Raw genomic sequence first — 14,390 nt, 5'->3', positions numbered from 1 at the left:
GGATCATCACGACGACCAACGCCACGGCGACCAACAGGCCGCGGGGCGACATGGGGCTGCCCGAATAGCTGGCCGCCTGGAACCCACCCGCGCTGACCATCACAGATTCCATACCCCTCACCCTCTCGCTTCGGGCAGCTCGCCCGAGGTGGGCAACGTGCGTTCCGACGCTACCCGAGGTGCGGGCCTGCACCCCGCCCTGAAGGGCAGAGCACTCTGTCGGATGGTCAGGTGACGCGCCTGGCAAGGCCGCCCATTTTCACCGCAGTGAATACCGCGGCGGCCAGCGCACCTCCCCGGTGCGTCCGGCCCGGTCGGTGACGGTTCCGGTGGCAGTGATGCCCGGCAGGCTGGCCAGTAGCGAACGCCGACGCCGCCGCGCCGACCACGCCGACCACCACCGCTTGCGCCAGCCACACCGCCAAGATCTGTATGAGACCCGGCGACGGTCCCCGTTGGACGCCCAGCGGACAGCACACCGCACACCCTTGAGATGCCGCGGTGGACTCACTAGATTCGATCCTCAGCCACGATCAGGGACCGGCTTCGAGATGCAGGAGAGTGACCTCATCGCATACATCGATCTCGGGGTGGATGAGACCGAGTTCCCAGGCGTCCGTGGGCCGCTGCGCTTCCGGCCGGAGACCGGCCAACCGTTGCTTGAGCTGGTCGAGGTGCTGCTGCGCGGACCGCACCCGCTCACCCCCGGGGAACGGGAACTGATCGCCGCGTACGTCTCCGGCCGTAACGAGTGCACCTACTGCTGCTCGGCGCACTCGGCGTACGCGGCGGCGCAGCTCGACGATGGCATGACCCTGGTCGACCAGGTACGCACCGACCTGGACAACGCCCCGATCTCCGCGAAGCTGCGCGCCCTGCTGCACATCGCCGCCGCCGTCCAGGTCAGCGGACGCGAGGTCACCCCCGAACTGGTCGCGACCGCCCGTGCCGAGGGCGCCACCGACCTGGAGATCCACGACACGGTGCTGATCGCGGCGGCCTTCTGTATGTTCAACCGGTACGTCGACGGCCTCGGCACCCAACGGGCGGCCGACCCTGGGTGGTACGCGCAAGCGTCCGAGCGCATCGTCGCCACCGGCTACCGGCAGGTCGTCTGACGACGATCCGGCCGGCGCCACTGGGCCGAACCCCGCCCGCCCCACGAGCAGGCCCGGAGCATCAGGGCATGGCACATATCGACCTCCGCCAGGACGAGCACGTCTACCTGGGCATCTACGGACTGATCCGGTACCGGCCGGAGACCGGTCCTGGTCCACCAGGGTCACGCCGACCTGGACAACGCTCCGATCTCCGCGAAACTGCGCGCCCTGCTGCAGATCGCCGGCGACCAGGAGTGGTGTCTGGGACCGGCCGGACACGTGTGGCTGCTCGTCCGATGGGCGTCCCCCGCGTCCCGCGTTGACTGAGATTCCCTCGACGCATTTCGCTTGACCGTCCTGACAGGATTTGTGAGAGTCGGCTGATGATCGTGGTCCAGCGGGTGCTGACGGCATGGACCAAGCGGTCGCGAGGCGCACCCGGGGCGGTACGACGTAACGCCCTGGCGGAGGTGTTCAGGCTGCCTCCCGGTGCCCCGGCCGCCCCTGAGGAATGGGTGAAGCGGTCGCGAGGTGTGCGAAGGGTGGCGCGACGCAATGCAGCCGCCAAGGCACTCCAGCTGCCACCACCCGGGGGCCGAGCCGAGGTGCTTGTCCACCAGGTCGTTGCCCGTGAGGAGAACGACTTCGCGGTGCAACAGACGGCGACCAGGCTCACTTTGCCGGAAGCCGGGCCGTTCAGCTCGGCTGGCGTGCAGTTGGAGATGGTGGCTGGGCAGCTTGTGGTAACCGGCGACACCCATGTTTGGTGTCAGTGCTTCACTGTCTTCCCGCCGCGCCCGAATGACACGGTGCTCCGTCTGCTGGTCGGCCAATGGGGGCGCTGGCGCCTCAACTTCCGGCTCTGGGAGTACTGGGGCAACTGCGAGTGGCAGTACCAGAAATGGGTGATCAACGTCGCCTATCTGGCTGGTCCGCCGCCGGTCGACCTGTTCCAGGTGACGGAGCCGGCCGACGTTGTCGACGACATGGTTCAGCTCTCGCGCCCGACACGATCGGAGGACCGACGGATCTTTCGGTCCGGGCGCTGTTGAAGGTATCCGACCAGCGACACCAAGAGGCGTCGGGGGACGGACGGCATCCGGATCTGCCGCGAAGCGCGCTCATGCCGATATGTATGCGGTCGGCGCGGCGCTGGAGCGTGCCAAATCCTCGCGAATTTCGGTTCGAGAGCCGGCCACGCCAGGTACTCCGCCCAGAACTCTGCGCTTGCCGACATCTCCCAGCCCTCGTATGAGTACCTTCTGCCGACACCGCCCTCGCCAAACTCCTGCAGTACATAGTCGACCAGGGCCGGCGCCCAGCAGATGACGTCGGCCCCGTACACGGACAACACCGGATGCCCGTAGGTCCCACGACCGGCGGGCAGGTACCGACGGCCAAAGATCGGAACCAGCCAGGGCGCCGCGGCGAGGTGGTCCGCCGCAGCGGCTTCGGCATCGGTCACGCCGTCCGGGCGAACGCCCCAACTCGAAGCCCAGTAGCCCTTGGACCTGACCGCCTCCAACACGCCCTTCCGCGGCAGCGCGAGCCATTGCCGCAAGCCGTCCGGATCGCCGTAGCGCCAGTCCGGCCAGCCGCCGCCCGCCGGCAGCCCCGCCGCAAGGAACGAGCGGTGATCATCAGCGAACTCGAACCCGAACTGCTCCTCGACCCGGGCCAACTCCTCGCCGGTCGGGCCCGGGCCGATCCGGACCGAGCCCAGCCCCGCCAATCGCCGCGCGGCCTTCCCACCCCACCGCACTCCCGGCATCTCGACCACGAACACAGACTATCGACGACGTAGCAGCCCGGGGCCTTGAACCAGTTGACCACGTCGAGGCAGGGGGCGGGCGCGAAAGGGCGGCCGTCGTCGTTGAAGCCGAAGCCCCAGACGCAGACCACGGGCCGGCCGTTACGCCGGGGAGGCGGTGTGCGCGGACATCCGGTTGGTCCAGTCGTCCTTGATCTGGGTCTGCATCGACGTCCGGCCGGTGACGTCGTACATGAGGTGGAACCTGCGGCCGAAGCGCTCCGCCGCGCCGCGGACCTTGACCGTCATGGCGTCGCGCGTGGGCCCCTCGTTCGCCGACCGGGTCGAACCGTTGCAGGGCGGCGGTGTCGCAGCCGCATCCAGCGGAAGCTGGGTTTCGACCGTCTGCTGGTCGTAGGAGGAGAAGAGCTGTGCCGGCTGGCCGTTGCCCAGGGCCAGGTGTGCGGTGGCGTAGCCACGGGCGTACTCCCGCATGTCCGGCCAGGAGACGATGGTGGTGTTGGCGGGGGCGGGCGGCTGGAACCGGTCGCGACTCCAGTGCCACCAGCCCGACGGAGCGTACGGCGAGTCGGCCGGGCCGGCGGGCGGCACCGGTCGACAATGCAGCGGTGACGACATGGCATGCGGAGCAGAGCCGGCCCGGCGGCGCGCCGGCGCGCCGGGCCGGCCCCGCCGCCCGGGTCCCGCAGCCGGCGCTCGACTACTACCTTGTCGAACCCGACGGGCCGGGCGCGGGCTCGGCCGCCCCGGAGGGGCTCGTCGTCGAGGAGTTCGTGCTCGGCGAGGACTGCGCGGCGGTGCGCCTCGACTCCGCCGCGTGGACACCGGCGGACGGCCACTGGTGGGACTGCGCGGCCTTCAGCCGAAGCATCCGGGTGGACGCCGACCTGCGCCGCCGGGTGGTCGGGGTGCCACGGCACGAGGCAGCAGCCGCCTACCGCCGGCTCGGCGGCGGCGAGCTGCCGGGCGAGGAGGCGCTGCGCGGCCACTTCCAGGACGGGCAGCCGCTGTCCACGGCGGCCCCGCTGCGGCTGAGCCCCCGTCCGGCCGGCGTCGGGCAGCGTGACAGCCGCGTGTACCGGGTCCTGTTCGCCGCCGACCTGCGCCCGGACGGGCTGGCGAACCTGGGCGGCGCCTGGCGGATGGCGAGCACGGCCGCCGCCGCCGACCCGGGGGCGCGGATCATCGGGGTGGCCGCCCGCCGGATCGGGACCGACTCCTTCACCTGGCACCTGCGCCGGATCGGCGCCGGCGGCCCCTGGTGCCTCGACCTGAACGCCGACCTCGCCGGCGGCGCCGACCCGCTCGGGCCGCTGCTGCGCGAGCTGACCACGGCGCTGCGGATGCAGGGGCTCATCCCGGTCACGATCGAGCGCTTCTCCTGACCGCCCGAACCGGGTGCGAAGCGGCCGCAGCGCCCGGTCGGGCACCGGCGGCGCGGCCCGTCGTCCGCACGGCCCGCCGTCGCGGCACCAAAACTTCACAAACTAAAAACTTGCACTCTCTGCAAGGTGATTTGTAGTGTCGCCGGCGTGACGACCCCCGGCGCCCCGCCCGCCCCCGGCCTGCGGGACCGCAAGAAACGGCAGACCCGGGCGGCCCTGGCGGAGGCGGCGCTGCGTCTGGTCGCCGAGCGGGGCCTCGACCAGGTGACGGTGGAGGAGATCAGCGCGGCGGCCGACGTCTCCGCGCGCACCTTCTTCAACTACTTCGCCTCGAAGGACGAGGCCCTGGTCGGCGACCCCGCGGGCGGCGGCGTGCGGCTCGTGGCCCGGGTCGCGGCAGCCCCGCCCGGCCAGCCGGTGCTGACCACCCTGCGGCACGCGCTCGACGAGGTGATCGACGAGATCCGCGCCGACCGTGAGCTGTGGTCCCTGCGGATGGAGGTGGTGACGCGCAACCCCGCGTTGCTGCCGCGACTGATCGCCGGAAACGCCGCGACCGAGCAGGCGATCGTCGACGTCCTCGCGGCGCGGCTCGGCGTCGGTCCCGACCACCCCTACCCGAGGCTGGTCACCGCCGTCGCGGGCGCGGCCCTGCGTGCGGCGATGACCCGGTGGGCCACCCACCGCGACGACCGGGACCTCGCCGACCTGGCCGACGAGGCGTTCGCCGCGCTCGCCGCCGGCCTGCCGGAGCCCGGCCCGGCCCGGTGACCGTTTCGCATCTCCTCCGGGCGACCCGCCCGGAGGCCCCATGGAACCCGTAACCCTGTGAGGAAGCGTCGATGACCGCCCCTGCCGTGCCCGAGACCGCCGAGCCCGCCGAGGCCGGCACGGGCCGCATGTCCCGCCGAGAGGTGCTCCAGGCACTCTCCGGCCTGATGGTCGGCATGTTCGTGTCGATCCTGGCGTCCACCGTCGTGGCGAACGCGCTGCCGCGGATCATCGCCGACCTGAACGGCACCCAGACCGTCTACACCTGGATCGTCACCACCGAGCTGCTGGCGATGACGGCGACCGTTCCGCTGTGGGGCAAGATGGCCGACCTCTACAGCAAGAAGCTGCTCATCCAGTTCTCCCTCGGCCTGTTCGTGGTCGGCTCGCTGATCGCCGGGTTCACCCCGAACGTCGAGGTGCTGCTCGTCAGCCGGATCGTGCAGGGGGTCGGCGCCGGCGGCATGACCGCGCTGGCCACCATCGTCATGGCGGCGATGATCCCGCCCCGCGAGCTGGGCCGGTACGCGGGCATCTTCGGCGCCGTGTTCGGCGTCGGCACCGTCGCCGGCCCGCTGATCGGCGGCGTGCTGGTGGACACCTCCTGGCTCGGCTGGCGCTGGTGCTTCCTGATCGGGGTGCCGTTCACGCTGCTGTCCATCGTCCTGCTCCAGCGCACCCTGCACCTGCCGACCTCGCGCCGCACCGTCCGCATCGACTGGCTCGGCGCCCTGTTCATCACCTCCGGCGTCTCGACGCTGCTGATCTGGTCGTCGCTGGCCGGCAACCAGTTCGCCTGGGCCTCCGGCTGGACCGCGCTGATGGTCGGGGGCGGGCTGGCCCTGCTGGCGCTCGCCGTCTGGGTGGAGTCCCGGGCGGCCGAGCCGATCGTGCCGCTGGCCATCTTCCGCAACCGGACGGTGACGCTGACCACCGTCGCCAGCACGCTGGTCGGCGTGGCGATGTTCGGCGGCACCGTCTTCCTCAGCCAGTACTTCCAGATCGCGCTGGGCAAGTCGCCGACGGTGGCCGGCCTGATGAGCCTGCCGATGATCTTCGGCCTGCTGGTCTCGTCGACCATCGCCGGTCAGTTGATCACCAAGTACGGCCGCTGGAAGCGCTACCTGGTGGCGGGCGGCGTGGTGATGACCCTCGGCATGCTGCTGCTGGCCACCATCGATGCCGGCACCAACGAGGTGCTGCTCGGCGCGTACATGGTGGTGCTCGGCGCCGGCGTCGGCATGCTGATGCAGAACCTGGTGCTGGCCGCGCAGAACGACGTGCCCGCGCAGGAGCTCGGCGCGGCCACCTCCGTACTGACCTTCTTCCGCAGCATGGGCGGGGCGATCGGCGTCAGCGCCCTCGGCGCCGTCCTGGCCAACCGGGTGGCGGCGCTGAGCGCCGAGAAGCTGGGGCCGCTCGGCGCCGGCGCCCCCGAGGGCGGCTCCACCGAGGTGCCCGACCTGTCCGCGCTGCCCGCGCCGGTGCTGCGGGTGGTGCAGGAGGTGTACGGGACCGCCACCGCCGAGCTGTTCCTGATCGGCGCCCCGTTCGCCCTGCTCGCCCTGGTGACGGTGCTGTTCATCCGGGAGAAGCCGCTGCACACCCTCAGCGGCAGCGAGCGGCTCGCCCGTGAGGAGGCCGCCGCCGCGGCGCCGCCGGCGCACTGAACGACGCGGTACGACCCGATCGACGGTCCGGTGCATCCGGGCCGCCGGTCGACGTCCGCCGCCCCGACCGACGTCCGCCCACCGGCCCACGGCTTCCTCGCTCCGGCCCGGCCCCTCGGTCCGCCCCCGCCGTCGCGCCAATAGGCCCGTTTCAGCCTCCGGTGTCCGGCCGCCGTAGAACCATGGTGGGGCGGACGCCCGAGACCCCCCTCGACCCGGCCGGCCGCACGCCGGCCGTACGGGGCGACGAGGGGACGACGTGACCGGGCTCGTGCTGATCGTGGTGCTGGCGGCCACTGTGCTGGTCGGCACCACCCTCGGCGGGCGCTACCGCGTCGCGCCGCCCGTCCTGCTGATCGGGATGGGCGGACTGCTGGCGCTCGCCCCGCCGCTGTCCGACGTGGTGCTCGAACCGGACGTGGTGCTGCTGCTGTTCCTGCCGGCGATCCTCTACCGGGAGAGCCTCACCGTCAGCCTGCGGGAGATCCGCGCCAACCTGGTGGTCATCATGCTGCTCGCGGTGGCGCTGGTGGCGGTCACCATGGTCGCGGTGGCGGTGGTCGCCCAGGCGGTCGGGGTGGCCGGGCCGGCGGCCTGGGTGCTCGGCGCCGTGCTCGCCCCGACCGACGCCGCCGCCGTCGCCGGCCTGGCCAAGCGGCTGCCCCGCCGGTTCCTCAACATCCTGAGGGCGGAGAGCCTGATCAACGACGGCACCGCGCTGGTCCTGTTCGCCGTCGCGGTCGGCCTGATCACCGGCGGCGGCCCGCCGGGGCCGCTGCCGCTGCTGGAGCGGGTCACCGGATCGTTCCTCGGTGGCGTCGCGGCCGGGTTGGCGGTCGGGGGCCTGGTCGTCCTGGTACGCCGTCGCCTCGACGACCCGCTGCGGGAGGGCACGCTCAGCGTGCTCACCCCGTTCGTCGCGTTCCTGATCGCCGAGGAGCTGCACTCCAGCGGCGTGCTCGCCGTGGTCGTCGCGGGCCTGGTGCTCGCCTACGCCGCACCCCGGGTGATCCGCGCGCCCTCCCGGGTGATGGCCTTCGCCTTCTGGGACCTCAGCACCTTCCTGATCAACGGTGGCCTGTTCGTGCTGCTCGGGATGCAGATCCCCCGCGCGCTGCGCGGGGTCCCCAGCACGTTCCTGGCGCGGGCGCTGGTCATCGCCGTGGCGGTCGCCGCCACGGTGCTGGCGACCCGGATGGCCTGGCTGCACCTGTCGGCGAACCTGCTGAGGCTGATCGACCGCCGCAAGTCGCAGCGGGAGCTGCGGGTCGGCTGGCGGATCCGCACGGCCGCCGGCTGGGCCGGCTTCCGGGGCGCGGTGTCCCTGGCCGCGGCGCTCGCGGTGCCGCTGACCACCCCCACCGGGCAGCCGGTCCACGAACGCGATCTGATCATCTTCTGCACGGCGGTGGTGATCGTGCTGATCATGCTGGTCCAGGGCACCACCCTGCCGCTCGTGGTCCGGTGGGCGGGCCTCGTCGGGGACCAGCAGCGCGTCGACGAGGTGCGCCGGGCCCGGTTGCGGTCCATCGAGGTCGCGCTGGCGGCGCTGCCGGAGGTGGCGGGCGGGCTGGACGTGGCACCGGAGGTCGTCGACCGGGTGCGCGTCGACTACCAGGCCCACCTCGAAGGCATCCGCGCCGCCGACGTGGGGGAGACGTCCGAGCAGGCCCGTGACCTCGAGCGCCGGCTGCGGCTGGGCGTGCTGGAACGCAAGCGCCGCGAGATCACCCGGCTGCGGAACACGAACGAGATCGACGACACGGTGCTGCGGGAACTCCAGGCCGCGCTCGACATCGAGGAGATCCGGCTGCTGGGCCCGGCCACCCCCGAGTGACGACCACCGGCCCGTCCGATCCACCGGCCCGCGCCGTCGCCGGACCGGCTACGCGGGCAGCCCCCGGGGCCGCGGTGCCGGCCGTCCGCCCGCCGCCGCCCCGGCGGACGCGACGCGTAGCCGCTGCGGGACCGCCCACCACTGCTCGGGCCGGTCGACGACGACGGCGCTGGCCGGCGCCTCGCACACCCGGGCCAGGCGGAACAGGAACGCGGCGATCCCCGCGGCGCCCTGCATCCACGCCGTTCCGGGCGGAAGCAGGGGCGGATCCCGCCGGTGCTCCACGAACCGCCACCGGGCGCCGGCGTCGTCGCGGACCGCCCGCTCGACCAGGGCGTCACCCATGGTCCGGGCGGACCGCAGCAGCAGCGTCGCCGCAGCCGGGTCGGGGCAGTCCTGGGCGGCGTCGAGCAGCATGTCGCCGACCCCCGCGGTACCGCAGCAGCGGCCGTCGTTGTCCCAGAACCCCGGGCGCAGCCGGTGCGGCAGCCCCGCGGCGAGCACCGAACGCAGGCAGCGTCGCCGCAGCTCACCGACCGGGAACCCGGCGACCTGTTCCACCCCGGCGAAGGCCAGCGCGGCGAACAGGTACGACGTCCCCGTCGGCCCGTGGCACCAGCCGTACGTCACCGGCTCCACCTCCCGCCGCGAAGCGGGGATCGTGTGCGGCACGACGAAACCGTCGTCGTCCAGGCAGCCGACGGCGAGCAGGTGCCGGGCGCCCGCACAGGCAGCGTCGAGGAACTCGTCCCGGCCCAGCGCGTGCCCGGCGACCGCCAGCGCCGTGGCCACCCCCGCCGTGCCGTGCGAGTAGTTCGGCGTGCTCGACGGGTGCCCCGGCCGCAGGCGCCAGTCCAGCCCGGCGGCGGTCGGCTCGGCCACCCGCAGCAGCGCCTCCCCACCAGCCGACATGATCCCGGGGGCGTCGTCCCCACCCGCCCAGGCGGCGGCCAGCACCACGCCGGCCGTACCCATGATCAGATCGGTGAGCGGTCCCCGGTGCCCCGGCCCGACGTCGAGGGTGGTGTCCCACCCCGCCGGGGTGCGCAGCTCGGCCAGCCGGCGCAGCGCGACCCCCTCCTGGCCGGGGGCGAGCAACCGCAGCGCGACCACGTCCCCGGCCAGCCCGTCGCTCAGGGACGGCTCGGCGCGTACCGCCGCCCCGGCCGACAGCCGGGCCACGATCCCCGTCGCCAGGGACCGCTCGGCGGCGGTCAGCGCCCGGTGCCGCTCGACCTCGGCCAGCACCGGGGCCAGGCCGGCGATCCCGGCGTACAACGAGTCGCGGTCCCCGGCCGGGCCGCCCGGCGGCGCGTCGTCGGCGACCGACTCCGGCAGCCACGGCCCCTCGTCCTCGCGGACCTGGCCGAGCACCCACGCCCACCCCGCCTCGCCCAGCTCGCGATACCCGGCTGCGTCCGTCACCCGGCCACCGTACCGGCGCCGACCGGGACCGGGGGGCCGCCCGGCACGCCGCGGATCCCGGCGGGCCGGGCTGGGGTTCAGCTCGACGAGGTCCGCCCGGTCCACCGCCTCGGGAAACGCCGCGGCGACCCTGGCGCGGGAGTCGAACCGCGGGTGATGTCCGTCACGGCCGGCGCACCACCCGCCCCAGCAGAAGCAGGGGGAGGCCCCGCCCCACCGCCGTCCCCGGCACGTGAAAAGGTCCGGTGGGTGAGCACCGCACCGACGCCCGGCGACAGCGGGTGGCGCCGCCCCGGCCCCACCCCCGAGCAGCAACGCCACGACCTGTACATCGGGCTGGCCGTCGCGGTCGTCGCGCTGTTCAACCTCACCCTGACCAGTAGCGCGGGCCTGTTCGTGCTCGGCGACCCGCCGTCGTGGCCCGAGCGGCTCCTCTGGTCGGTCGCGGTCACCCTTCCCCTGGCCTGGCGACGCCGCCGGCCCGAGGTGGTCGCCGTGGCCGTCGCGGTCGCGTTCATCGCCGGCCAGGTCCGCTCCGCCCCCGAGGCTCAGCTCTCCTCCGGCGCCCTGTTCGCCGCGATCTACACCCTCGGCGCGTGGGGGCCCGACCGGCGCCGCTCCCGCGCCATCCGGATCGCCGTCATCGCCGCCATGTTCGCCTGGCTCGCCCTCGCGTACGCGGTCGGCGTCTCCAACCTGCCGCCCGGCGCGTTCGCCGACGCCGCCGGCCCGGTGCCACCCGTGCTCGCCGCCATCGTCAACGGCGTCCTGCTCAACGTCCTCATCTTCGGCTTCGCGTACTTCTTCGGCGAGACCGCGTGGACCGCCGCCCGCCGCGAACACCAGCTCGCCGCCCAGGCCGAGCAGCTACGCCGCTCCCAGGCCGAGGCCCACGAACGCGCGATCCTCACCGAGCGGGTCCGCATCGCCCGCGAGCTGCACGACTCCGTGGCCCACCACGTCTCCGTCATGGGCGTGCAGGCCGCCGCGGGCCGGCGCGTCCTGGACCGCGACCCCGCCAAGGCCCGCACCGCCCTCGGCGCGATCGAGCAGAGCGCCCGCAGCGCCGTCGACGAGCTGCGCCGGATGCTCGGCCTGCTGCGCCAGCCCGGCGGCCCGCAACCGGACGAACCGCCCGCGACGACCGGCGTCGACCGGATCCCCACGCTGCTGGACACCGCCCGCGCCGCCGGCCTGCGTACCCACGTCGGCGTCTACGGCGACCCCGTCCCGCTGCCCGGCCCCGTCTCGCACACCGCCTACCGGGTCGTGCAGGAGGCCGTCACCAACACCGTCAAGCACGCCGGGGCGAGCATGATCGACGTACGCATCCGCTACCTCGCCAGCCAACTGGAGGTCGACGTCAGCGACGACGGCCGGGGCACCGCCCCGACCAACCCGGACGGCATGGGGCTGGTCGGCATGCGCGAACGGATCGCCGCCCACGACGGGGAACTGGAGACCGGTCCCCGCACCGGCAACGGCTTTCGCGTCCGGGCCCGCCTGCCGCTGACCCGGCAGGCCGCGGGGAGGGCGGCGTGAGCGCGATCCGGGTTCTGCTCGCCGACGACCAGCGCCTCGTCCGCACCGGCTTCCGGGTCATCCTTGAGGTGGAGGACGACATCGAGGTGGTCGGCGAGGCCGCCGACGGCGCGCGGGCCGCCGAGCTGGCCGCCACGCTGCGCCCCGACGTCGTGCTGATGGACGTGGAGATGCCGGGCGTGGACGGCCTGGAGGGCACCCGCCGGATCACCGCCGCACCCGGGGCACCGGCCGTGCTCATCCTCACCACCTTCGACCGTGACGACTACCTCTTCGCCGCCCTCCAGGCCGGGGCCAGCGGGTTTCTGCTCAAGAACGGCACCCCCGAGGACCTCGTCGACGCCGTGCGCATCCTGTACCGTGGCGACGCCCTGCTCGCCCCGGAGATCACCCGACGGGTCATCGCCACCTTCGCCGCCCCGCCCGGGCGCGCCCCCCGGACCGACCCGGCCCTGCTCGACGGGCTGACCCCGCGCGAGCGCGAGGTGCTGGAGCTGCTGGGCCGCGGCGTCACCAACGCCGAGATCGCCGCCGCCCTGTACCTCGGCGAGGCCACGGTGAAGACCCACGTCAGCCGGGTGCTGGCCAAGCTCGGGCTGCGCGACCGCACACAGGCGGTGGTCTTCGCGTACGAGCACGGGGTGGTGCGCCCCGGCGGGTGAGCCGGTCCACCCCGCGGCGGACGCCCGAATCCGTCCGCGGCCGGACGGCAGGAGACCCCGGCGACGGCTAGCGTCGCACGCATGATCAACCTGCTCCGCGTCGAGGGCGTCAGTCGCAGCTTCGGCGACCGACGCGCCCTCACCGACGTCTCCTTCGACGTCCCGGCCGGCCGGATGACCGGCTTCGTCGGCGCCAACGGCGCCGGCAAGACCACCACCATGCGGATCATCCTCGGCGTGCTCGCGCCCGACTCCGGCACCGTCACCTGGCGCGGAGCCCCGCTGACCCGGCAGGCCCGTCGCCGCTTCGGCTACCTGCCCGAGGAGCGCGGCCTCTACCCGAAGATGAGCGTCCGCGACCAGCTCGTCTACCTCGGCCGGCTGCACGGCCTGACCGCCGAGCAGGCCCGCGCCAACACCACGGACCTGGTCGACCGGGTCGGGCTCACCGAACGGGCCGGCGACCTCGTGGAGACGCTGTCCCTGGGCAACCAGCAGCGGGCCCAGATCGCCGCCGCCCTCGTCCACGACCCCGACGTGCTGGTGCTCGACGAGCCGTTCTCCGGGCTCGACCCGGCAGCCGTCGACACCCTCGTGACCGTGCTGCGCGAGCGGGCCGCCGCGGGCGTTCCGGTGCTGTTCTCCAGCCACCAGCTCGACGTCGTGGAGCGCCTCTGCGACGACCTGGTGGTCATCGCCGGTGGCGCCGTCCGCGCCGCCGGCCCGCGCGACGAGCTGCGCGCCGCGTACACCCAGCCCCGCTACGAGCTGGTGGTGGACGGCGACCTCGGATGGCTGCGGGACCAGCCCGGGACCACCCTGGTCGACCTCGACGGCGCCCGCGCCGTGTTCGACCTCGCGCCCGGCCACGACGACCAGCGCGTCCTGCACGCCGCGCTGGACCGCGGCCCGGTGCGCGCCTTCCGCCCCGTCGCCCCCTCCCTCGCCGAGATCTTCCGGGAGCTGACCCAGTGACCACCTTCGCCGCCGTCCGCCTGGTCGCCGCCCGCGAGATCCGCGTCAAGCTGCGCGACAAGACCTTCCTGATCAGTACGCTGTTCTTCCTGCTCTTCGCCGCCGGCTCGGCGATCCTCCCGGCCCTGCTCGCCGGCGGGCCCACCACCGTGGCGGTGTCCACCGCGGCTGACGCCGACGCGTTGCGCCAGGCCGGCCTCGACGTCCGCCCGGTCGCCGACGACGCCACCGCCGAGCGGCTGGTCCGTGACGGCGACGTCGACGCGGCGGTGGTCGCCGGCCCGCGGGTCCTCGCCCTCGACGAGCGTCCCGACGACGTGGTCCGCGCGCTGAGCACCGAGCCGCCGGTGCGGCTGCTGGACCCCGACGCCCTCGACCCGCTGGCCGCGTTCCTCGTCCCGTTCGCCTTCGCCATGACGTTCTTCTTCACCTCCCAGCTCTTCGGCGTGCAGATCGCGCAGAGCGTGACCGAGGAGAAGCAGACCCGGATCGTGGAGATCCTCGTCGCCGCCGTGCCGGTGCGGGCACTGCTGGCCGGCAAGGTGATCGCCGGTGGGGTGCTCGCCCTCGGGCAGATCGCGCTGATCGTCGCGGTGGCGCTCACCGGCATGCGGATCGCCGACGGCGGGGGCGGCATCCTGCCGCTGCTCGGCCCGGCGCTGGGTTGGTTCGTGCCGTTCTTCGTGATCGGTTTCGTGATGCTCGCCGCGCTGTGGGCCGTCGCAGGTGCGCTGGCCAGCCGGCAGGAGGACATCGCGGGCGTGTCGATGCCGGTCCAGCTCGCGGTGATGCTGCCGTTCTTCGCGGTGCTGTTCCTCAACGACAACCCGCTCGCCATGCGGATCCTGTCCTACGTCCCGTTCTCCGCGCCGACGGCGATGCCGCTGCGGCTGTTCACCGGCGACGCTGCCGGCTGGGAGCCGGTGCTGTCGCTGCTGGTGCTGCTGGCCGCCACCGCCGGCTGCCTGGCCGTGGGGGCCCGGCTGTACGAGGGCGCCCTGCTGCGGACCAACGGGCGGGTGACGCTGCGCCGCGCCTGGCGCGACCGCGAGCCGATCGGCTGAGCGGCCCCGCCCCGCCGGATCGGCCCTTGCCGGAGTGGGGAGGGGGGCCGATTTGGCGGGGCGGAGGGGAGGGGGTAATGTTCGGCGCCGGCAGGGAAACGGACGCCAAGTGGGAGACCACGGCGGGCGGCCTGCCGAACCCCAGGAAAGTGCCCGACGAGAGTCGGTCGCCGAATGGTGCCCGTCAT

Annotated in this window: 13 protein-coding genes; 10 read left to right on the top strand and 3 right to left on the bottom strand. The window is 73.6% G+C overall.

The window, feature by feature from the left end; all coding sequences use genetic code 11:
• Positions 1–569 precede the first annotated feature (569 nt).
• Together C5N14_RS07880 and C5N14_RS31705 are read left to right on the top strand one after the other, a co-directional pair.
• Complete coding sequence (locus tag C5N14_RS07880) at positions 570–1,118, top strand: carboxymuconolactone decarboxylase family protein (protein ID WP_117667036.1); 549 nt, start codon at positions 570–572, stop codon at positions 1,116–1,118.
• Between the two features lie 524 nt (positions 1,119–1,642).
• Positions 1,643–2,152 carry a hypothetical protein gene (locus tag C5N14_RS31705; RefSeq protein WP_165878046.1) on the top strand — a complete coding sequence of 170 codons (510 nt, stop codon included), beginning with the start codon at positions 1,643–1,645 and terminating at the stop codon, positions 2,150–2,152.
• Here the strand turns inward: C5N14_RS31705 and C5N14_RS07870 are convergent.
• Together C5N14_RS07870 and C5N14_RS07865 are read right to left on the bottom strand one after the other, a co-directional pair.
• On the bottom strand, positions 2,092–2,880 hold the full coding sequence (locus tag C5N14_RS07870; protein WP_243639292.1) for a hypothetical protein: 789 nt from the start codon (positions 2,878–2,880) through the stop codon (positions 2,092–2,094). The two genes, C5N14_RS31705 and C5N14_RS07870, sit on opposite strands and share 61 nt — an antisense overlap.
• Before the next feature lie 132 nt (positions 2,881–3,012).
• Positions 3,013–3,462, bottom strand: a complete 450-nt coding sequence (locus C5N14_RS07865; protein WP_207892646.1) for a hypothetical protein — start codon at positions 3,460–3,462, stop codon at positions 3,013–3,015.
• 17 nt (positions 3,463–3,479) lie between these two features.
• On the opposite strand from C5N14_RS07865, the gene C5N14_RS07860 reads away from it, so the two are divergent.
• The 4 genes from C5N14_RS07860 (at position 3,480) to C5N14_RS07845 (ending at position 8,534) form a co-directional block, all read left to right on the top strand.
• Positions 3,480–4,256 carry a hypothetical protein gene (locus C5N14_RS07860; protein WP_117667028.1) on the top strand — a complete coding sequence of 259 codons (777 nt, stop codon included), beginning with the start codon at positions 3,480–3,482 and terminating at the stop codon, positions 4,254–4,256.
• Positions 4,257–4,403: 147 nt separating this feature from the next.
• Positions 4,404–5,027, top strand: a complete 624-nt coding sequence (locus tag C5N14_RS07855) for a TetR/AcrR family transcriptional regulator (protein WP_117667026.1) — start codon at positions 4,404–4,406, stop codon at positions 5,025–5,027.
• A 71-nt stretch (positions 5,028–5,098) separates the two neighbouring features.
• Positions 5,099–6,697: an MDR family MFS transporter gene (locus C5N14_RS07850; RefSeq protein ID WP_117667024.1), complete on the top strand. Its 1,599-nt coding sequence runs from the start codon at positions 5,099–5,101 to the stop codon at positions 6,695–6,697.
• A gap of 259 nt (positions 6,698–6,956) precedes the next feature.
• Positions 6,957–8,534 carry a Na+/H+ antiporter gene (locus C5N14_RS07845; RefSeq protein ID WP_243639290.1) on the top strand — a complete coding sequence of 526 codons (1,578 nt, stop codon included), beginning with the start codon at positions 6,957–6,959 and terminating at the stop codon, positions 8,532–8,534.
• 48 nt (positions 8,535–8,582) lie between these two features.
• Here C5N14_RS07845 and C5N14_RS07840 read toward each other — a convergent pair whose 3' ends face one another.
• Positions 8,583–9,959 (bottom strand): lanthionine synthetase LanC family protein, encoded by a 1,377-nt coding sequence (locus C5N14_RS07840; RefSeq protein ID WP_207892645.1) that lies wholly within the window; start codon positions 9,957–9,959, stop codon positions 8,583–8,585.
• A gap of 249 nt (positions 9,960–10,208) precedes the next feature.
• Between C5N14_RS07840 and C5N14_RS07835 the strand changes: the two genes are divergently transcribed.
• The 4 genes from C5N14_RS07835 to C5N14_RS07820 all read left to right on the top strand — a co-directional run bounded on the left by C5N14_RS07835 (position 10,209) and on the right by C5N14_RS07820 (position 14,202).
• Positions 10,209–11,501 (top strand): sensor histidine kinase, encoded by a 1,293-nt coding sequence (locus C5N14_RS07835; RefSeq protein WP_243639289.1) that lies wholly within the window; start codon positions 10,209–10,211, stop codon positions 11,499–11,501.
• Complete coding sequence (locus C5N14_RS07830) at positions 11,498–12,163, top strand: response regulator transcription factor (protein ID WP_117667020.1); 666 nt, start codon at positions 11,498–11,500, stop codon at positions 12,161–12,163. The genes C5N14_RS07835 and C5N14_RS07830 overlap by 4 nt, the downstream gene beginning before the upstream one ends.
• 81 nt (positions 12,164–12,244) lie before the next feature.
• A complete protein-coding gene (locus C5N14_RS07825; protein WP_117667018.1) occupies positions 12,245–13,138 on the top strand; it encodes an ABC transporter ATP-binding protein in 894 nt (297 codons plus the stop codon).
• Complete coding sequence (locus tag C5N14_RS07820; RefSeq protein ID WP_117667016.1) at positions 13,135–14,202, top strand: ABC transporter permease; 1,068 nt, start codon at positions 13,135–13,137, stop codon at positions 14,200–14,202. The genes C5N14_RS07825 and C5N14_RS07820 overlap by 4 nt, the downstream gene beginning before the upstream one ends.
• Positions 14,203–14,390: the final 188 nt, after the last annotated feature.

Source organism: Micromonospora sp. MW-13, from assembly GCF_003434305.1.
Classification (GTDB): Bacteria; Actinomycetota; Actinomycetes; order Mycobacteriales; family Micromonosporaceae; genus Micromonospora.
This window is presented reverse-complemented; position numbering and strand designations above follow the sequence as displayed.